Here is a 20,100-nt window from a genome sequence, read left to right on the forward strand (position 1 = left end):
TTCACCTTCCTCACATTTCAAGCGGTAATCGCAGCTCTACATAAGCCCTGCTAGGCTTAAACTGCTCTGCTTTCATGATTTTTCCTTGTACTATATTATAAATTTGCCCTTTGAGCAGCTCGGGATTGCCATGCTCCCCCTCGCCTTCGAAGGAGATAAGAATGTCTCCTCCATCCTGAAAAAAGCCAAGGCGCAGCTTGCGCGTCTCCCCCTGAGGAGCCAGCCCGTTGTACTGATAAGCCCGTATGGTCTGCATAATCACTGAAGTCAGCTCATCTCCTGCTTCTGGATTTAGCTTGTCCTCTAGCTGCAACCCTTCCTCCACCTGAACTTCCAATTCCAGACTAGACCTGTTAGTTCGGAAGGATTGGATATAGAAAACCAATGAAGGAATGCCCAACTTAGCGATACGACTATCAAGTGCTATGCGTTCCTTTATTCTTTCCACACACTCCACGGATTTATTAGGCTTTCCAAGCTGAATATATCCGTATAGAATCTGCAAATCGTTCATCCAATCATGTCGATGATGATTCAGTGTCCGAATCGCCGCCTGTTGCAGAGTGTTCTCTTGTATACGCAGCTCCCGTTCATAATGACGCTGGCTCCAGATAAAACTGAAAGCAACGATTGCCACTACCCAGACTCCGAGTAATAGACACGTCAGAAGAGAAGTATGCCAATACAAAAGACCTAAAGGAAGCATTACGGATAACATGACTGCCCAGATTGCACTTTTCCAGGATTTCATTCTTTCTCCCCGTCCCTCAGTTCGCAAAATTCATGACTTCGTTTAGATAATTTGTTTTGTTAGTATCATTTACCATTTCCTAGTATAACACACGCGTTCACTGTAGTTCACCAGAGATAATAACGAGATTTTCACATCTATCTAACCATTCCAACTTTGCAACACAAATAATTATGAATATTCTACAAAAAAGCCTCCGGCACTCATGCCGGAGGCTTCTACTTGCTCATATGGTCCGTAAGCTTACGCTTCCAGTGCCGCTGCTACCGGAGCGACATCAACTGGGTACACGCTCACTTTTTTGCGATCGCGGCCCCAACGTTCGAACTTCACTACGCCATCCACCATTGCGAACAAAGTATCATCTTTACCGATGCCTACGTTAGTTCCTGGGTGAATTTTTGTTCCGCGTTGACGAACCAAGATGTTACCGCCGGTTACTGCTTGACCGTCAGCACGTTTCACGCCAAGACGTTTGGAATGGGAATCCCGTCCGTTTTTTGTGGAACCTACACCTTTTTTCGATGCGAACAATTGAAGATTCAATTTCAACATGTTGTCAACCTCCTTCTTTAAATATTTACTTGCTGTATTTGAATATACTTCCCGTATGATTCTGCGATATCATTCAGCATCACGACCATGGATTCAAGCAGCAATTGTACCTTCGCGGAAGTATCGAAATCTTCAACAGAACTTAATGTTCCACTTAAGAATCCGTTCTTCATGGACGTGTCCATGGAGATTCCGGTCAAGGTCTCAATCGAATTGACGGTTCCAACTGTTACAGCGGATACCCCGGCACATACGATATCTTCGCCACGCTTCGCATAACCCGCATGCCCCTTAACCTCAAAGCCAACGATAGTTCCTAGATCCGATAATCGTGTAATCCGCACGCTAATCATTAACGCACCTTCTTACGCTTGAATCTTCTCGATAGTTACTTTCGTGTACGGTTGACGATGACCTTGTTTCTTGTGGTAGTTCTTCTTAGGTTTGTATTTGTAAACTACAACCTTAGCGCCTTTACCATGTTTCTCGACTTTAGCTGTTACAGACGCGCCGCTTACTAGCGGAGTTCCTGCAGTCAGACCACCATCGTTAGAAACAGCCAATACACGGTCAAAAGTTACACTTGCGCCGTCTTCAGCTTCCAACTTTTCAATGAACAAAACGTCGCCCTCTTGGACTTTGTATTGTTTACCACCAGTTTCGATAATTGCATACATTTTACTTGCACCTCCTCATGTCTCAGACTCGCCTAGTCTAGGTGGCAGAATTCCCGTAGGAACTGCGCTTATGTACCCGATCGGAGCGGTTACAGCATGTGCAGGATCAACTGCATCAAACACATACTTGAAGATAGTATCATACTTATGACTTATCGTCAACTCATTCCAGCCATTCTCCAACTTTTCCGGTTCCCCCGCAGCACTGGCAAATCACAGGCGCAAAGCTGGCTGAATCATGCCTTGCCTTCTTTCTGGTCATCTCGAGCAGCCCGAGTCTTGTCCACCCCAAAATATGTGTTTTGGTGCGATCCTTGCAGATCACTTTCTCTAATCGCTCTGTGACCATCTTGCGGTGAAGCTCTTGTTCCATATCAATAAAATCGACAATAATGATTCCACCAGTATCGCGTAACCGGATCAAACGACCGATCTCCTCAGCTGCGAGCAAATTCGTATTAGTAACCGTTTCTTCAAGCGATGCTCCGCCAATGTATTGAGCGGTGTTGACATCAATTACGGTTAACGCCTCTGTCTCATCCCAGATCATTGTTGCTCCGCCCTCCAGCGTGATTTTGCGGCTGAAGCTCTTGAGCAATTGATCCTGAATACCATAAGCAGCGAAAATAGACTCCGCTCCATTATAAAGACAGACTGGCTTGTACCCTTCAGGAGCCATGTCGTCCAGAAAGGCTGTTGCTTCTCTAGCTGCGGCAGATGAATCAATAATCAACTGATCCCGTTGCGGATTAAAGGCATCTCTTATAAAGCGTTGGACAATACTAAGATCACGATGTAGTAAAGCGGGAGCCTCTACCGTTTGTGCCTTACGTGTAATATTCTCCCATTGGGCACGCAAAAAAGAAAGATCACCCTCCACAGCTTCATGTGGCTCGTCCTGAGAAACCGTCCGCATAATAAGCCCTTCTTCTTTCATTCGCAGACGTTCTCCGATTCCTTTGAGACGACTGCGCTCTGCATCCCGGCTTATTTTTTTGGAGACACCGACGTATTCTGCAAAGGGCATGTACACCATCCAGCGCCCGGGCAACGTATAATGAGTCGTTACACGCGCGCCTTTTCCGCCGCTCGGCTCTTTCCGCACTTGAACAACAATATCCTGTCCCGGCTGCAAAAGCGTCTCGATAGAGGGCTTCACATCAGGCTGTTTATCCAAATTAGGATGCAATACATCATCAACATATAAAAAAGCATTCTTCTTCTGTCCGATATCAACAAAAGCAGCCTGCATACCTGGAAGTACGTTAATCACACGGCCCTTGTAATAACTGCCGACCAACCCTTGCTGCTGATCGCGTTCAGCCGCGTACTCCACCAGCCTTCTGTTTTCCAGAAGAGCCATTCGGGTAATGTGCTGCGTGCAGTGAACGATCATCTGTTTCATGGCTTCACCTCTGGTTTCGTTCGTTCATTCCTTCACATTCTCTGCATAAATACACTATATTCCGAAGTAGGTTGATATTAAGCGCTGTTCCGGCACAACAGCAACAACATTTCCTTTACCGTTTAACACATAGATAAAATGATATTGATTACGTTTAAATAGACGCAATATATCATCTAAAGGTTTCGCAGATAATGCAACTATTGGACGAGCTACGCTTCCTGTTCGCAAATGATACTCATAAACAGCCTCCCGATTCATCAAAAAAGCAACAAACCGGTACGGTAAATTACGATGGTCGGTGAAATTCGAATACAGCAGAAAAGCTCCGATCATGACCATATTCAGCCTAAGGCCTCCACCCGCTCCAAGAGGCAGCAGCGCATATATAATCACAAGGACACTTGCGGCTACACTCACCCGTCCAGTCCATAACAAAGTGTAGTAATAAGGAAGTACTAAGCTAATAGTGGCCTGAAGCACTTTACCTCCGTCAAGCGGCAGCACTGGCACTAGATTAAAAAGCCCAATAATGGCATTGGCATGAATAAAATAGGTCAGAAATTCCTGATTGCCATAACCGGCTTGTTGAAGTCCAAAAGCAATAACGATCATAATTCCATTTTGCAGTGGACCGGCAAGGGCTATTCCGATCTCACGACTGGCTGTAAGCCGCCCATGATCTTCAATAACAGCCACTCCGCCAAACGGAAGAAGCTGAACCGACTTAACTGTAACACCAGCCAAAAGAGCCGCAACGACATGTCCCATTTCATGAATGAAGACAATCGTAAATAAGGTGAGCAGCTCTAGAAATTGTCCCGTGACCACGGAGAATAACATAATGATCACGAACAGTGGATGTAGTGACAGTTCGATACCAAAGATCCTAATCAAACGATACCACTTCTGTAGGATCAATATAAGTCTTGTCTTTCATCACTGCGAAAAATAGTGTTGAAGCTGAGGATACGTCCTTCTCCATCATCCAACCGAGTGAATCCCCGCTCTGCACCCAGTCATCAACCTCCAGCTTGGTGCCGCTCAAATGTCCGTATTCTGCAGTGACACCGCCTGAATGCTGAACAGCAATTCGAATGCCCCCTTCCAGCTCTTTAGAGATGGAGAGAATACGTCCCATGTCTATACTTTTCACCGTCACATTTAAGGTTGAATCGATTTGAGGCATAATTTCCACCCCTTTTAGCGTAGATGCAAAAGGCTGGACAATGCTCCCAGCTATCGGGGCAGTGAGTTGATGATGAGCGGCCACTTTTTGAGCAGGCTCATCTTTATCCCCAAATATCGGAATGAACGCTGGAGCTCCGTTAAAGTTCTCCTCATACCAGACTCTCACAGCCGTGAAATCCATGTCATTGCTTAACGCATCACTAATAAAAGCTTGCATCTTATAGGACCATGGCTGATGTACCGCAAAAATCCCCCACACTGCTCCAAACACAAGAACACTAGCAACAAAGCGCCGAATAAAACCGGCAGTAAAATTTGAGCCTCCACCGCCGTTATCCTCCCAGCCTCCACGACTCTTTTTCCACATCACCTCTGGATCGGGCTCTACAGAGGATTGATCCGCATTTTTAAATCCTGTTCCCCATTCCTTAAAGCTCGTACTCTTATCCGGCATAATAAATAAAGGGGGAGCCTCCGCTATTTCTAGTTCCGGGACTTCCGAAACTCCTGAGACTGCTGAGACTTCCGGGAGTTCCTCCAATAAACTACGAATACGCTCCTTGCGGCGATTCTTGATATCTGATTTCTGATCCATATTTATCCCTCCGGACGGGCTTGTTTTACTTCCATTTTATGAAGCACGGAAGTCTCTTTAGAACAAGCCCCTCCAAGGTAGGCCATATAAATACCGGAAGTACTAGAATGAGCTAAGCTTTTAAGCGAGAAATATAAGACTGTTCCTTAAGCTCACATTGTTAAGGAAAAATATGTAACCGTCAAACCTGTCGTCATCTGAATCTCCCCAGAGATCTTCTACTGATTGACTCGACTACGGTCACAGCGGCAAACTCCCGAGTGCCTTGGGCCCCATACAAAAAATTCAGAGGGCATTAAGTTGCATGGCACCTTGTCTCATGACCAGCTATACCTCTGAACGTGGCGGAATCGATCGCAAAGCGACATCGGCATCGGGTCGTTGAATTTGAAAATAACCGGAGTGAAATCGTGCGGGTTGTGACCGATGTGAGAAAAGCTTCCCCTCACGTTATCGCTAAGAATTATAAGACACGCTGGCAAATTGAAGTCTTTTTCCGGTGGATTAAACAGCATCTGAATGTGCCTTATCTATTTGGAACGACAGAAAATGCGGTATATAGTCAATTATTTGTGGTCCTTGCCGTCTATGTGCTCCAGAAATACATTTTTGATGAAATTCATCCCAACATGCCTATCTTTACTCAACTGACCTTTTGGGAATCTGTGCAGTATTTCCGCATGTTTAATCTTCCACTGGAGCGGCAGGTTCAGCTTGGCCTGCTCTGGAATAAATGGAATTCCGGAATATCTGCCATCCCATAATGTGGCGAACTGAACTATCATGATTGAAAAACAAGACAAAAATCGACATTATTTCTTTTGGATAAATATCCTGTAGGAAAAAGGGGTCATTTTACTTATTAACCATTCACTTCTATATCGGTATTTGATATGGTAATTAAGTACAAAAAATATATATTTGGAGGAAAAACATCTTATGAAAAAAATCTCTAGTTTATTTCTTTTAACGGCTGCTATTTCTTTAGTAAGTGCAGTTCCAACGTTTGCTGCGAATGAATCTAGTACTAACGCAAGCCCACCTTCGTTTGACTCTATTGCACCTTTTGTAGCGGGGGAAGCTACGTTTCCTGCGAATGAATCTAGTGCTAACACAAGCCCTTCTTCGATTGACTCTATTGCACCTTTTGTAGCGGGAGAATCTACGAGTGTTGTTGTAGCTCCTGTTACCTATCAATTCTCAAATCCCATTAATGGAGCTGGCCAGTACGGAAAAATTACACTTGAATCAGCTGGAAAAGCTTCATTATATGTTTACTACAATACAGGTAATGGAGTATGGACCTCGATGAATATTCATGATCCAGGAACCAGTTTTATTTTATTAGATGCAGGCCAAGGCTCAGACTCACTTACTTTCTACATGAATTTAGGTTGGCAATATAAAGTTTACGTATTTGCGGAGACTCATACAGCAAAAGGATATATTAGAAACTACCAATAATCACTAAATGTAATAATTTTATTTTGGGGCATTTACCGAAATCCAATTAAACAGCGACAGTCTTGGACTTTATTTTCTCATCCTTTGCTGTCGCTGTTTAATTTGCTAGGGGAAGTAAAAAACATATTTTATAAAGTATGACAATTGGGATACTCGCGTGGAACATAGCATCGAGTCTAACCCTTTATTTTTCTACTGACAGTACTCGCTGTAGGAGCGGAAGCAGGTAACGCTTGTACTGTTTGATCCAGTGTAGGATGTTAAGGTGTGAGGCATGGTGCTTAAGGTGGGCCGACAGTTGAGGTAAATTAAATTTCAACTCGAAGAGGATTAAGGCTGGATAAAGATAGGTGATGATATTGACGCAATCACAGAACAAAACCACCCTACGGGTGAATAAGCTTACTAGCCAGCGGTCATTGTCTGCTGGCTAGTAAGCTTATTCACAAAGGTTCCGTTACAAGCTGGACAGAAAAACTCTAGAAATTCTCCGGCTTCCAGCTCATATGAGCACTTTGTCACTATAAATTCGGGTACAGGATCTACCATCCCTCATTCCACACAGACATAATCCACCCATTCTTCAGGCTTCATATCTTCCTCCTATGGACTCCATAGGGACTGTTCCCTTTCCTTATCCTATTGCCTCTTTTGACCTTCCTCTTTTTTCATTCCTTAGTATTACTCATTTCTTTTGATTTTTATATTCTCACTTCTCGTCATAATAATAAATCCGTCCATATTCTGTGTGCCAAATGACCACAAGCAACATTCGGTGCTTACAGCATGGACAGCATATCGGGTCTGCCCAGTAACTCTCTATCATCTGTTCACAGTAACTTTTCTTCTTTCATTTTTCCATAGGGAAGGTCATCCGAATTTGTTTATGTACCATGAGCCACAATTCTTTGCATTGTATCATTGCCTATTATAATACAAAAAATCCCATCCGTAGATTTCTCTATGGATGGGATCAATTATGTTTTTATAGTAAAATCGCTAGACTTAAGACTAGGACATGCCGAAAAATTTCTTAAGTTTCTTAAATGCTCCCGGTTTCCGGTCAAGCTGCATCAGGGGTACAGCATCACCTAGAATTCGGCGTGCAATATTGCGATAGGCAATAGCAGCTGAAGAATCGGGATTCATAACTGTAGGTTCTCCGTTATTTGCGGCTTTAATGACTAATTCATCATCCGGAACAATTCCGATAAGATCAATGTTCAGCACCTGTAATATATCCTCAATATCAAGCATATCCCCAGACTTCACAAGACCTGGGCGAATACGGTTTACCACCAATTTCGGCGATTCCACACTCGACTGTTCTAATAGTCCGATTATACGATCGGCATCCCGTACAGCGGCATGCTCTGGTGTGGTAACCACAATCGCTTTATCCGCACCGGCAATCGCATTGCGGAAGCCGTGCTCGATTCCTGCCGGACAATCGATCAGAACATACTCATATTCCTTCTTTAGTTCAAGAATGATATCTCTTACTTGTTCAGGAGAGACAGCCGTTTTATCCTTTGTTTGAGCTGCAGGCAGCATATACAATTCATCAAAGCGCTTGTCTTTAACGAGCGCTTGATTAAGGCGGCAACGTCCTTCCGCTACATCCACAAGATCATAAATAATACGATTCTCAAGCCCCATAACTACATCCAGATTACGCAGTCCAATGTCGGTATCGACGAGACATACTTTTTTGCCCTGCAGTGCAAGTGCGGTTCCAATGTTGGCTGTTGTGGTTGTTTTGCCAACTCCGCCTTTGCCCGAGGTTACGACTATCGCTTCTCCCATGGAGGCTACACCCCTTTAAACACATTTAAATCCTGACGTAATTTGACCAAATTATGAATCTTATCGATCTGCATAGCTCCGTTTGTTAAATATGCAAATTCCATACTGCTTTCTCGGGTTTCCCATTCATCGGGCGGACGACTAATAATATCGGCAATTCGCAGCTGCGTTGGAGACATTAAAGAAGCAGCTATAATTGCTTCCTCATTCCCGTCTACTCCAGCATGCGCCATCCCTCTTAGCGAACCTAGTATATAAATATCGCCTGAACAGGTTATGGTCCCCCCAGGGTTCACATCCCCCAGATATAGAAGATTTCCGTTATGGTGCAGCACCTGACCGGAACGTAGAATTCCGCTCATCAGAAACAATGCGTCATTATCCTCACTGCCGGGCGCTGGAAGCGCCTCTATAGATCGAATCAACAGATTTCCCTGTCCCTTAAGAATCTCCAGCACAGCTTCCTTGTCTTCCTCAGTTACGGTACGATTGCCCAGCTTTATGTCCACATGTACAATCGGTCCAGTTAAAATATTTTGATGGCTGTGCTCCAGCTTATAGCGAAGCTCGCTCAGAAGATCTTCAAAGGGACATTTGTCGTCTAGCAGGAATATCAGGCCATCCTTGATGCCCTTAATCCTTACATGCTTGGATTTTACTGTCATATGCCTGGCCCCCTATCCTCATTCATTCGTGCCGGGCCCCTTAAATTCCTGCTTTGTATAGAAAGAAAATAGAAGCTCTTTAAGCCGCTTCTTCCTTATTCGTTTCTTTCTTGATTAGCTCAAGCTGGCGCCGAACCGGTATGTAGAAGAGTAGCCCGATGGCAAAATGAAAAAGCATCGTCGGCAGCATGTGATTCAAAATCGCCCAGCTATAAGGTTCTTGATTAAGATTAAATACACTATAGATACCAAATAGTATACTATCCCCAAGTAGACTTCCAAGCAGAACCACAGTCATCATAAGGGGCAGCGGAGCACGTGGAATCTGAAATAAAAGGCCGATTAAATAAGCCGACAATCCCATCGCAAAAGAGTGTGCTCCAAGAATTCTGCCGTAAAAAACGACATCATGCAGCATTCCAAAACATAATCCCAATATAAGTGCTGTATGCCGATGATGATATATAGTCACGAACAATAACACTACAAAAACCAAATTCGGAATGATTCGCATCTGCCACACATCTGGAATCAGCCAAGGTAAGATGGTTCCCTCCACAATAAATAAGAGGAACAGTATCAGAATAAGAACTGATCTGCGCATATTCACTATTCAGCACGCTCCTCCGTAAACACAACAATCAAATGCTTCCAGTCCTGAAATTCTGCTGAAGGCTTTATCACTGCTGTGGAGGTTAATCCAAATTCACCAACATCGACGCTTTCAACTGTGCCTATTGTCAACCCCCTTGGATACAAGCCTCCAATACCGGAAGACAGAATAGTATCCTCCACTGCAATAGGATCACCCGGTGGAATCTTGGTCATCAGCAGTCTGTTCGTCTCTGGATTATAACTCTCAATCATCCCAAAGGACTTACCCTCTTTATTAAAGGCAGTTGCCGCAATAGGCGGCTGGGAATTAGGATCATTAGTGTCCATCATGGTCATCAGTTTCACAGTAGAAGTGAAATTGCTAACTTGACTGATAACACCTACCAGACCATCGGTTGAAATAACAGACATATTAGGTCTGACACCATCTTTGGAGCCTAAATCAATTACAATGGTGCTGTTGCTTGGTTCTGTAGTCTGGCTAATTACTTGCGCAATACGATATTCATACTTATACAAATTCTTCTGTTCTTTAGTGAATTGCCATTTTTTTTCCAAGTCTTCATTCTGTGCTTTAATAAAATTATACTGGGCTTTATCACGTGCATACTGGGCAGCCATAATTTTAAGCTGTTCATTTTCTTTAGCAAGATCACTCAGATTTCCAATATCTTCAAACAAGCCCGCTACATATCCAGCGGGCTTGTAGAACATTTTTTGCACGAAACCAGTCGAATCTCTGAGAAAGTTCTCCGGCCAGGACAAGCCTTTCCTTGTTGCCAAGCTGAAGCCCATTACCACAATGAACAGCACCAGTGTAATCAACAGAATAAACAGACGTTTATTGCTTAAGAGTTTAAACAGTTTCAACACCCTCTAACAACAGTATTTCTCCCATAACAGGGGTTGACTTACACAAGTGGTAGAACATCATCTTATCTCTTCGAACGAAGACTGGATCCGCTGCGGCTCTTGAACAAATGAATGTTCTCAAGTGCCTTACCGGTTCCAATAGCTACACAGTCCAGTGGATTCTCAGCAACAATAACCGGCATTCCCGTCTCACGTGCAAGCAGCTTATCCAAGTTGCGAAGCAAAGCTCCCCCACCTGTCAAAACAATTCCACGATCCATAATATCTGCTGCAAGCTCTGGCGGACATTTTTCCAACGTTACTTTAACAGCTTCAATAATAGCATTCACTGTGTCAGACAAAGCTTCACAGATTTCATCAGAAGTAATTGTAAGTGTTTTTGGCAGACCTGTTACGAGATCACGGCCGCGAATTTCCATGGTTTCAGCCTTTTCAAGAGGAAGGGCAGAGCCAACATCCATTTTGAGCTGCTCCGAAGTACGTTCACCGATCATCAGATTGTATTGACGTTTGATGTATTGAATGATGGACTCATCCGCTTCATCACCTGCAACACGCACTGAACGGCTAGTAACAATACCGCCGAGCGAAATTACAGCAACTTCAGTTGTACCTCCACCGATATCTACAACCATACTACCTGTAGGCTCCCATACTGGCAGATCCGCGCCGATAGCAGCAGCAAAAGGCTCTTCGATAATGTAAGCTTCGCGAGCTCCAGCTTGTTTGGTAGCATCTTCTACCGCACGTTGCTCTACAGCAGTAATGCCAGATGGCACGCAGACCATTACATTAGGATGACGCTGGAACATAGAACGCTGTTTCTGTGCTTGACGAATAAAATATTTAATCATCGTAGCCGTTGTATCAAAATCAGCGATAACGCCATCTTTCATCGGACGGATCGCACGGATGTTTCCAGGTGTACGACCGATCATTTTTTTGGCGGATTCACCCACAGCTTCAATCGTCTTAGTATCAGTGTTAATGGCTACAACGGAAGGCTCTCTTACAACAACACCCTTACCGCGTACGTAGACAAGCGTATTCGCTGTCCCCAAGTCAATTCCTAAATCTTTTGTGAAACCACCCAACATGCTAATTTCTCCTTTTCCTAAGTAAATCTACATTTATATTACATATGTCCTTTTTCTTTCAAGCTTACGAAACTGCTATCTCCGATAATTAGATGGTCCAGCACATCTATTCCGATAATCTCACCTGCCTGAAGCAATCTAGCAGTTAGGGAAATATCTTCTGGACTAGGTGTTGGATCACCACTAGGATGATTGTGCGCGCATATAATAGAGGCGCTACTGCATTTTATAGCTGCTCTGAATACCTCACGAGGATGAACGATCGAAGCATTCAGGCTGCCCATGGACAATGTTTCTTGTCCAATCACATGATTCTTCGTGTTCAGAAACAGACAGACAAAATGCTCCTTTTGCAAATAACGCAATTGCTCAGTCAGAATCTCAGCAGCGTCCCCAGGACAGCGGATAATGACCGGCATATTGAACCTGGAATTCGCAAGGCGCCTTCCCAGTTCGATGCCTGCTTTTAGTTGTACGGCCTTGGCAGGACCGATACCGTTGATTTTGGTCAGTTCTTCGATGCTAAGGTCAACTAGCCCACGCAGGCCACCGATCTTCCCCAGCATCTGCTGTGCAATATGAATAGCCGACTCGCGGCGTGTTCCCGTACGCAGCAGAATGGCTAACAACTCCGCTTGACTTAATGATTCCGCCCCATAATGCATCATGCGCTCTCTAGGTCGTTCTTCATGGGGGAGGTCCCGCAGCATAATTGGTTGCGACTCCATCCCTATCCCTCTTTCCCCAGGCTTCCTACCGGCTCAATACAGTTATACCGAACTCGGATAGCATTTCGCCAAGAAGCGACAAAGGCAATCCGACTACATTGAAATAACAGCCTTCAATTCGTTCCACCAAAATGGACCCAAGCCCTTGTATCGCATAAGAGCCAGCCTTATCAGCGGGCTCTCCCGTAGCTATATAAGCAGCAATTTCCTCTTCAGTCATTGCCCTCATCGTTACGGAAGTAACACGGTGCTCCACTATAGTCTTCCCATTCGGGAGTCCGAGGCAGGCTACACCCGTGTATACCTTATGAGTTCGGCCCTGAAGTCTGGTAAGCATCGCTTTGCTGTCCAGCTTGTCCACCGGTTTGCCTAGCACAGTATCATCTAGTACAACAATTGTGTCGCTTCCTATAATGACTGCGTTACGCTCTCCGGCTGTAGCTACTACGGCTTCTGCTTTTCGCAAAGCTAGACTGCGCACGATTCTCTCCGGCGTCCAATCCGGCGGTGTGCTCTCATCAGCTTCGCTGGTAATGACCTCAAAGGGTAAACCCAGTAAGGATAACAGCTCACGTCGACGCGGTGAACCTGAGGCTAGAATAATGAGTGGTGAGTTGTCCACGTTGTAAACGTCCCTTCTTGCTCAGTAACGAGAGTTACAGTCTGCGGTACAGCCATACAGCTGTAATAATACCGGCGAGACTAAGCATGCACAATTTCAAATGAATAGTGATGTCATAGGTTATGATGTCTAAATCGGCTCGCGGAGACCATTTGAGCACAGTCGATGTTGTTAGAAAAGACAGAGCCTTTACGGGCTGCAGCAGCTTGGCGATCCAGGCTCCAGCCAGCCAGCCTAGAATTAGAAATAACAGCAGTGTTCCTACATTTTTCTTCTTCATCTCAGTCTTCCCTCGCCATTTTTTGACACCCTAATTATTATACGGTGAAACGGTGATCAATACAAACGTAAAATCCCCTACGGTAATGTTTACCACCTTTTGCCCTAAAAGTTGCGGAACGATACCCCTCTCCGAAAAAAACAACAAGCCCCCAACTCCCCGGAGACTTGCTGTTATTTTGAATCCGCAAATCCAAGCATTCAATTCATAGCAGACAGCAGCTGTTTTTGGCTGGTCAAGAAGCTCAGCATGGATTCCTGCACTTCCCAAAGCAGGGCTTGCACCTTGTTCTTGTTATATTCACTCAGTGCTGAAATTCCTTGGCTCATAGATTTTTCTAGCGCTGCGCAAATGCTTTTGGCTTCAGGCGTTATGCCTTGCTCCAGAGCTTTAACAGCTTCACTCCATTGGAGATGAAGATCACTCACAGCTGAGGTATTAGCTGCCGCATCCGTTTGTCCGCCACTGAGTAAAGAAGCGGATTGACTGCTTAGTTCACTGAGCAACTGTCCACTCACCGCAAAATAACTATTCACAGCCTCCGCATTTCCGGCAAATCCTAATCGTTCCACTCCGGGAAGATCCACCTCTCTTACATAAAGCTCAATCCCTTGATTCTTCAGTCCACTGCTGAGCAGCTTAGCTTGTTCACGGTCAGAGGACATTCCGGCATATACACGATTTCCGTCAGCAGGGTCCAAGCCCGCAGCCAAGCCAGCGTCCAACAGCTCTTGTCTAGCTTGTTCCGCGCCTGCCGGCGTACTGAATACGCCATACTGCAGCAGGTAGTAGCTTTGCGCAGCCACTTGAACAGGAATACTGTTTTTGCCGGCATCATCTGTGCCCGTAACCGGCAATCCCGAGGTTCCTACACCTGCTGGATCATTAGCTCCGGAAGTCTGCCCTGAAGTAGCCAATGTATCTGTTATCCCGGTTCCTGAACTACTGTCCATGTTTCCTCCATAAAAAAAGGAAAGCGCCGCATACCCAAGCAGTAGACCTGTGCCGATGGCCCCCACCACAGACAGGGATAATTTCCACCAATACGATGGGCGACGAGTATGATATGAGCCCCCATAACCTCCCGTATAAACCTCTGCTGATTTATCTCTGTCATCCAGTACCAAATCTGAGAGCAGATACGATTGCTGCGTATTTCTGAAATCTCTATCCTGTTCGTCCCATTCTTGCTGGCGTGGATCTACAGTTCCTGAGTAATAGTCGTAAGCATCCTCCGGTGGTGCCTCACGCGTAGAGCGTAGATCAGGTTCTTGCACCCAAGTATGCTGCTGTGCTGGACCGACCTCCTTGCGCAGCTCCTCTGCATATTCTTCAGCTGTACCCAGTCCGCCACTGGACCAGCGCTCCACTACCTGCGGTTTTGGCTTAGGCTCGTCCTTATTCACGTCAAATCGGAATGTCATTCTTCCGTTATTCAACAGTAACACCTCACCTCATCTAATCTATATGGAAATATATGATAGACAATAGAGAGATATGCTATTTTTATAGCCAAATGAATAATGAAAGTTATACGGATTCAGTTTACATTACATGTAACTTTTATATACTATATAAAAAGAGCTAAAAGTGTACACTATACTAGTTAAGCTAGAAATAGGATTTTAGTTCATTACAGTTTAGGAGGGCTTTTTCTGAAACAAAAAATTCAAGCAGCAATTGTGGGCTACGGTAATTTAGGAAAAGGTGTACGTAAGGCTATTAACCAAAGTGAAGATATCGAGCTGGTTGCGATCTTTACGCGCAGAGAGCCTGGACAACTGGAAGCCGGTGAAACCGGTGTGAAATTCGAGCATATCTCTGCCGTCGAACAATATAAGGGAAAAGTAGATGTTATGATTCTGTGCGGAGGATCGGCTACCGATCTGCCAGAACAGACACCAGCTATTGCCCGGATGTTTAATACCGTGGACAGCTTTGACACTCATGCCAAAATCCCTGAGTTCTTTGCGACCGTTGATGCCGCAGCTAAACAAGGCGGAACACTCAGCGTAATTTCTACGGGCTGGGATCCAGGCCTGTTCTCCATGAACCGTCTGCTAGCTGAAGCTATTCTTCCACAAGGTAAAGAATATACTTTCTGGGGTAAAGGCGTCAGCCAAGGTCACTCTGATGCCATTCGCAGAGTAGAAGGCGTTAAAGGGGGCGTACAGTATACTGTTCCAGTACAAGAGGTTATCGAGGCCATCCGTGCGGGTGAAACACCAGAACTTACTACTCGTGAAAAACATCTTAGAGAGTGTTTTGTAGTAGCTGAGGCAGGTGCAGATCAAGAGCGCATTCGCGAAGAAATTGTGAATATGCCGAACTATTTTGCAGATTATGATACTACGGTTACTTTCATCACTGAAGAAGAACTGGCAGCTCAGCATAGCGGTATTCCGCACGGCGGGTTTGTTATTCGCAGTGGGGTAACAGGAGAAGGCACGAAACAAATTGTTGAATTCGGCCTGAAGCTGGAAAGCAATCCTGAATTTACAGCTAGTGTGCTTGTGGCTTATGCCAGAGCTGCTCAGCGTATGAGTCAAGAAGGTCAAAACGGAGCGCGTACTGTTTTCGATATTCCACTTGGGATGTTGTCTCCAAAATCACCAGAAGAACTGCGCCGCAACTTGCTCTAAAATCCTGTCAACAAATAACCCGCGTAGGACTTTTAATGGTCCTCGCGGGTTATTTGTTGTCCAGAGCAGCAAGCCTCATGTCTGACAACCCTCTATACAAGACTAAGAATCTTACTCTTAACATGATTCATTTCGTAATTTTTCAACAAAGTCTCATGCGCACGATCCGCAATAATGGCGCCAAGCTCAGGATTTTTCAGTAAATTCAATACACTTCCAACAATCTCAACCGAGGTATTAGCCAACAAAATATTTCGGTTATGCTCACAATTCAGCTTCTCACACATGATAGAGCTAGTAACCACCGGCGTTTTGAGCGCCCAGGATTCCAGTATATTTCTAGAAACTTCGCAGCCTTCAAGGATAGGCACCAAAACAGCTTTAGAACGTCGTATGTATTCAGCGGAGGAATTAACTGGTCCAGTGACTATGACCGATTCATCTTCCTTAATCAAAGTCATGACCTCCGGGTGAACCTCTGAGCTGATAATATAACTTTTGATATCGGGCACTTGCTCCTTAATCATGGGATAGGTTTTTTTAAAGAATACTCGGGCTGCATCTATTCCCAGTCTCATATTCATATTCCAGTGCAGCACAATTAAATTTTCTTTAGTCACAGGCTCTGCAAAAGTCTCATACTCATTCATCTTGATGAAGTGAGGGACAACATGAACCTTACGGGCATCAGCAAATGATAGAGATTTGAACGCTAGTGCATCCCATTCCGAGGTTGCTAAAAGTAGACCCGTTTTATTCATTAATCGCCGTTTATTCCTACGATCCCATGCAGCATTGAGTTTATTATACGGATTATTCCTGCTTAACTTCCCAGTCTCTCCGGCAGATCCTCCGCTTCCGTTTGCAAAACTATAGGTATCTGTGATCACACTGGCTTCTGGAAGCAGGTTCCGCACCATATCAATACATTTTCCCAGTAGGACATGCGATATAAATACATGCTTATAATTATTTGAACGGCAAAGCTCCAAAATAGTGTTTTTCATATCTTTATCTATATGACTCAAATTTGAGAAATTCCGCAATTTATGTAAGGGGCGCAGCATTGGCCTCCAGGTCGTATAATCTTCATTAATGTTATGAACCGTAAGTGCCGTCCGCTCCTTTATAGACACGGTTTGATTGGCACTACCGTACGTCAGCAAATCTATATCAAATTTCCCAAGCAAAATCTCGAGAATACTCCCTGTTCTCATTTCTCCTTCTAAATCCTCTGCGGTTTGATTCTGGGCTGATAGGAACAGCATTCTTTCTCGCATGACTCTGGCTCCTTGTATTTTGTAATAAAAACCCCCATCTACTAACTGAAACTTTAGATGCAGTTCAATAGTAACTCATTTCACTTAAAAGTTTTGTCGATTTATAGGAGAAGTCTAAAATTTTTTAAGTTTTTTTCTGAGTTTCCAGAAATCCATCACGATTTCCCCTTATAAAACGCCGCCTTTTCTGAAAAATAGACTCAAAACCCCTTTTTCACGGCATACATAATCATGAATTGCTCAATTTATAGAGTTTGAAACGTTAGGTAATATGTACTACGCCTCTTTGCATACAAAAAAAGCGTCTCCCTCGCTTATTGTCGAATGGAAGACACTTTAGATGTCGTAGCTTCTAACTACACAGTTCCGGCCCTTTTTCTTAGCCTGATACAATGCAGTGTCACTAAGTTTGTAAAGAGTGTTCAATGAGTATCGTTCACCTGAATCCACCGTGATGATGCCAACACTTATCGTGTAATGCAAGGGTACACCATGAATGACCGCCCCTGTAACGGCTGTGCGCATCCGCTCTGCAATCATATCACTGTTTTGTTCATCGGCTCTATGCAGCAGCACAGTGAACTCCTCACCACCGAATCTTCCGAACAGATCACCATTGCCAAGCTGCTGTTTTATTTTATGAGCCAGATCCTTTAGAACGTGGTCGCCGGTATTGTGGCCGTAGGTATCGTTTATGCGTTTAAAGTGATCCACATCCAGCAGTAAAAAAGAATACGGCAGCTTCTTCATTGCTGAGGCAGCTATTAAAGGCCGGGCGCGCTGTACAAAGGATCTGCGATTCAAAATACCTGTCAACACATCATAAGTGGCCACCCGTTCCAATTCTGTAAAGGAATCCTCCCTATAAAGCAGCATGATGCCTGCAGTTCCTAAGAACATAAGCAAATAAATCCCCAGATAAAAAAATATCTGCAGCCAGTGAGAGGTCTGAGCATTCCATCCTAACATCAAATAAAACGGTTCAAGTCCCTTGCTAACCAGCGCTAAAATTACAACAAAGTACAACAATCCTATGGTTCGCTGGAGAGAGGTTTCTCTAATCTTCACAGCTAATATGTAAGCAGGCAAAACTATGATCATAATCCCAAATAGACAAGTTGCAGCCATAACGAACCGCTCATCTGGCATAATTAAATGCAGTAGCACTATGATGACAATGGATACTCCGAACAGGATCGTATAATATCGTTCAATCCTACTCCCAAAAACTCTGAGAAGCATCAGAAGCGCTAAGCTTTCCAGCGTACCTCCAGCTAGAGCAAGCAGCATACTGATAGGAATGGGAAGTCGTGAGTCTGTGAAATCATTCAGCAAAAGGAGAATTAAAGCTGCCAGCTGCAAATATTTTGCCGTGACAAAGAAGGTAGAAGTCCGTTCCTGCGCGTAACGCAAACGATAGACGACAATAAGCAATACCGTAAAGGATTGCCACATAAAGAGGCAGACCAGCAGTGTCTTGAGATCCAGATGCATGTTAGTGAATTTCACCCCCTGTATTCTCCAAGCTCAATAAATATAATTGTATCTGACCACTCGGTTTCTTCCTTCTTGTTTGGCTTGGTATAACGCTTTATCACTCAGCTTGTACAACTTATTTATCCAGATCTCCTGATCCGGCATGATTGTAATTACACCTATACTAACTGTATAGCCTTGTAAGAGTTTTTGTGGAGGTGTCTTCATTACTGCCTTTCGTAACACTTCAGCTTTCCGGTCACAGCTAGCTTCATCCAGCCCGCAAAGGATAACTGCAAATTCCTCGCCGCCAAGCCTGCCGAATAAATCGCTGTTTTCGAGGTTGTCCTTAATCGTCAATGCGAATTCTTCCAGAACCACATCGCCGGTATCATGGCCGTATGTATCATTGATTTCTTTGAAATGATCCAAATCCAGCAGCATAAACGAAAAGTACTCTTGCTCAGCAACTGCCTTCTCAAGCCGTACCTCAGCTTCCTCAAGAAATGCTCCACGGTTAAGGATTCCAGTCAGATCATCGTAGCTAGCGATTCGTTTCAGTTTTACAAAGGAATGCTCGTTAGAAAGTAGAATAAAGCCTGCGGCTCCCACAATCAACAATAAATACATCCCCAGGTAATATAAATACTGCGAAAGATTAGTTGTGAACACGTTCATCTCTGGCTCCCAGATCAATGCAACAATCGCGCGGAGCAGCATAATCCCTGCAAAAGCGTAAAACAATATTCCGAGTATCTTCTGAAGAGGGGTGCCTTTGGGGTTCACCGTGAGGTGGTAAGCTGGATAGACAATAAACAGTATCGACCATAATGAGGTACAGGCTATGCGCCAGCTGGAATGATGAAAGAAGATCGCTACAATACTAAAAGTAATCGAACTAAGTATGGAAAGCGTTATGTAATACAACTTTATCCGCTGACCAAGGATTCCCATCATCAGCAATAAAGCAATAATCTCCAGACAGCAGCCTAAAAGAATCAAAGCGTTGCTAAGTGGAATGGATAAAGCGCGGGGGATATGACCCCATAATAATAATGAACACCAGAAGAGCAGCTGCACCGCCTTTGAGCGTATGAATAAGGTGGATGCCCTGTCTTTAGGAGCGCTCCTCCGGTAATTGGTTATCAGCAGCAATATAAATAGATTTCCAAAAATAAATAAATACACTAACGTTTTGATATCAAGCTGGGAGTCCATGAGTCACCACCTACACGGAAAAATTGATCCTCTACTGACAGCACTATAGCACTCAATGGCTAGTTCAGCAAATACCCTATTTATTTCATTTTTTAGAATGTACATACACCGCTTAAGTATACAAAAAAGCACTTCCCCCTGCACGGAGCTCGGGGGAAGT

Annotated in this window: 23 protein-coding genes and 1 other annotated feature; of the genes, 3 read left to right on the forward strand and 20 right to left on the reverse strand. The window is 44.3% G+C overall.

Going from position 1 to position 20,100, the window contains the following annotated elements; genetic code table 11:
• Window positions 1–10: 10 nt before the first annotated feature.
• The 8 genes from NYE58_RS29035 to NYE58_RS29070 all read right to left on the reverse strand — a co-directional run bounded on the left by NYE58_RS29035 (window position 11) and on the right by NYE58_RS29070 (window position 5,174).
• A complete protein-coding gene (locus NYE58_RS29035; RefSeq protein WP_076105522.1) occupies window positions 11–751 on the reverse strand; it encodes a Spo0B domain-containing protein in 741 nt (246 codons plus the stop codon).
• A 243-nt stretch (window positions 752–994) separates the two neighbouring features.
• Window positions 995–1,306 (reverse strand): 50S ribosomal protein L27, encoded by a 312-nt coding sequence (gene rpmA / locus NYE58_RS29040; RefSeq protein WP_036685171.1) that lies wholly within the window; start codon window positions 1,304–1,306, stop codon window positions 995–997.
• A 17-nt stretch (window positions 1,307–1,323) separates the two neighbouring features.
• Window positions 1,324–1,659, reverse strand: a complete 336-nt coding sequence (locus NYE58_RS29045) for a ribosomal-processing cysteine protease Prp (RefSeq protein WP_036685168.1) — start codon at window positions 1,657–1,659, stop codon at window positions 1,324–1,326.
• Window positions 1,660–1,671: 12 nt separating this feature from the next.
• Window positions 1,672–1,983 (reverse strand): 50S ribosomal protein L21, encoded by a 312-nt coding sequence (gene rplU / locus NYE58_RS29050; protein ID WP_036685166.1) that lies wholly within the window; start codon window positions 1,981–1,983, stop codon window positions 1,672–1,674.
• Between the two features lie 14 nt (window positions 1,984–1,997).
• Window positions 1,998–2,084 (reverse strand) — a sequence feature (ribosomal protein L21 leader region).
• Complete coding sequence (locus NYE58_RS29055; protein WP_179088360.1) at window positions 1,999–2,145, reverse strand: hypothetical protein; 147 nt, start codon at window positions 2,143–2,145, stop codon at window positions 1,999–2,001. Its footprint overlaps the feature before it by 86 nt.
• A gap of 1 nt (window position 2,146) precedes the next feature.
• Window positions 2,147–3,388 (reverse strand): Rne/Rng family ribonuclease, encoded by a 1,242-nt coding sequence (locus tag NYE58_RS29060; RefSeq protein WP_341003660.1) that lies wholly within the window; start codon window positions 3,386–3,388, stop codon window positions 2,147–2,149.
• Window positions 3,389–3,442: 54 nt separating this feature from the next.
• Entirely contained in the window at window positions 3,443–4,285 is an 843-nt protein-coding gene (locus NYE58_RS29065) for a M50 family metallopeptidase (protein ID WP_036685160.1), read from the reverse strand.
• A complete protein-coding gene (locus NYE58_RS29070) occupies window positions 4,278–5,174 on the reverse strand; it encodes a M23 family metallopeptidase (protein ID WP_076218574.1) in 897 nt (298 codons plus the stop codon). The genes NYE58_RS29065 and NYE58_RS29070 overlap by 8 nt, the downstream gene beginning before the upstream one ends.
• 341 nt (window positions 5,175–5,515) lie before the next feature.
• On the opposite strand from NYE58_RS29070, the gene NYE58_RS29075 reads away from it, so the two are divergent.
• Together NYE58_RS29075 and NYE58_RS29080 are read left to right on the forward strand one after the other, a co-directional pair.
• Window positions 5,516–5,938 carry a transposase gene (locus tag NYE58_RS29075; protein ID WP_076218575.1) on the forward strand — a complete coding sequence of 141 codons (423 nt, stop codon included), beginning with the start codon at window positions 5,516–5,518 and terminating at the stop codon, window positions 5,936–5,938.
• A gap of 175 nt (window positions 5,939–6,113) precedes the next feature.
• Window positions 6,114–6,638, forward strand: coding sequence for a hypothetical protein (locus tag NYE58_RS29080; RefSeq protein ID WP_076218576.1), 525 nt, complete (start codon window positions 6,114–6,116; stop codon window positions 6,636–6,638).
• 1,011 nt (window positions 6,639–7,649) lie between these two features.
• On the opposite strand, the gene minD is transcribed toward NYE58_RS29080, so the two are convergent.
• The 9 genes from minD to NYE58_RS29125 form a co-directional block, all read right to left on the reverse strand.
• Window positions 7,650–8,444: a septum site-determining protein MinD gene (gene minD, locus NYE58_RS29085; RefSeq protein WP_076218577.1), complete on the reverse strand. Its 795-nt coding sequence runs from the start codon at window positions 8,442–8,444 to the stop codon at window positions 7,650–7,652.
• A 5-nt stretch (window positions 8,445–8,449) separates the two neighbouring features.
• Window positions 8,450–9,109 (reverse strand): septum site-determining protein MinC, encoded by a 660-nt coding sequence (gene minC / locus NYE58_RS29090; RefSeq protein WP_036685154.1) that lies wholly within the window; start codon window positions 9,107–9,109, stop codon window positions 8,450–8,452.
• A 79-nt stretch (window positions 9,110–9,188) separates the two neighbouring features.
• Entirely contained in the window at window positions 9,189–9,719 is a 531-nt protein-coding gene (gene mreD / locus NYE58_RS29095) for a rod shape-determining protein MreD (RefSeq protein ID WP_081386380.1), read from the reverse strand.
• Window positions 9,719–10,597 (reverse strand): rod shape-determining protein MreC, encoded by an 879-nt coding sequence (gene mreC, locus NYE58_RS29100; protein WP_076218578.1) that lies wholly within the window; start codon window positions 10,595–10,597, stop codon window positions 9,719–9,721. The genes mreD and mreC overlap by 1 nt, the downstream gene beginning before the upstream one ends.
• Before the next feature lie 62 nt (window positions 10,598–10,659).
• Window positions 10,660–11,694 carry a rod shape-determining protein gene (locus tag NYE58_RS29105; RefSeq protein ID WP_036685150.1) on the reverse strand — a complete coding sequence of 345 codons (1,035 nt, stop codon included), beginning with the start codon at window positions 11,692–11,694 and terminating at the stop codon, window positions 10,660–10,662.
• Between the two features lie 38 nt (window positions 11,695–11,732).
• The gene (radC, locus tag NYE58_RS29110; protein ID WP_036685147.1) at window positions 11,733–12,422 is read right to left on the reverse strand and encodes a RadC family protein; all 690 of its coding nucleotides are present in this window, start codon (window positions 12,420–12,422) and stop codon (window positions 11,733–11,735) included.
• A gap of 25 nt (window positions 12,423–12,447) precedes the next feature.
• On the reverse strand, window positions 12,448–13,044 hold the full coding sequence (locus NYE58_RS29115) for a Maf family protein (protein WP_248549647.1): 597 nt from the start codon (window positions 13,042–13,044) through the stop codon (window positions 12,448–12,450).
• A 34-nt stretch (window positions 13,045–13,078) separates the two neighbouring features.
• Window positions 13,079–13,324 (reverse strand): DUF4321 domain-containing protein, encoded by a 246-nt coding sequence (locus NYE58_RS29120; protein ID WP_036685144.1) that lies wholly within the window; start codon window positions 13,322–13,324, stop codon window positions 13,079–13,081.
• A 200-nt stretch (window positions 13,325–13,524) separates the two neighbouring features.
• Entirely contained in the window at window positions 13,525–14,748 is a 1,224-nt protein-coding gene (locus tag NYE58_RS29125) for an SPOR domain-containing protein (protein ID WP_341003664.1), read from the reverse strand.
• A 231-nt stretch (window positions 14,749–14,979) separates the two neighbouring features.
• On the opposite strand from NYE58_RS29125, the gene NYE58_RS29130 reads away from it, so the two are divergent.
• Window positions 14,980–15,966 carry a diaminopimelate dehydrogenase gene (locus NYE58_RS29130; protein ID WP_341004309.1) on the forward strand — a complete coding sequence of 329 codons (987 nt, stop codon included), beginning with the start codon at window positions 14,980–14,982 and terminating at the stop codon, window positions 15,964–15,966.
• Between the two features lie 92 nt (window positions 15,967–16,058).
• Here NYE58_RS29130 and NYE58_RS29135 read toward each other — a convergent pair whose 3' ends face one another.
• The 3 genes from NYE58_RS29135 to NYE58_RS29145 form a co-directional block, all read right to left on the reverse strand.
• Window positions 16,059–17,246: a glycosyltransferase gene (locus NYE58_RS29135; RefSeq protein WP_076218581.1), complete on the reverse strand. Its 1,188-nt coding sequence runs from the start codon at window positions 17,244–17,246 to the stop codon at window positions 16,059–16,061.
• Window positions 17,247–17,582: 336 nt separating this feature from the next.
• Window positions 17,583–18,755, reverse strand: a complete 1,173-nt coding sequence (locus tag NYE58_RS29140; RefSeq protein WP_341003666.1) for a GGDEF domain-containing protein — start codon at window positions 18,753–18,755, stop codon at window positions 17,583–17,585.
• 18 nt (window positions 18,756–18,773) lie between these two features.
• On the reverse strand, window positions 18,774–19,940 hold the full coding sequence (locus NYE58_RS29145) for a GGDEF domain-containing protein (protein WP_076221057.1): 1,167 nt from the start codon (window positions 19,938–19,940) through the stop codon (window positions 18,774–18,776).
• Window positions 19,941–20,100: the final 160 nt, after the last annotated feature.

The sequence above is a fragment of the Paenibacillus sp. FSL L8-0708 genome (genome assembly GCF_038009325.1).
GTDB classification, from domain to species: Bacteria; Bacillota; Bacilli; order Paenibacillales; family Paenibacillaceae; genus Paenibacillus_AQ; species Paenibacillus_AQ odorifer.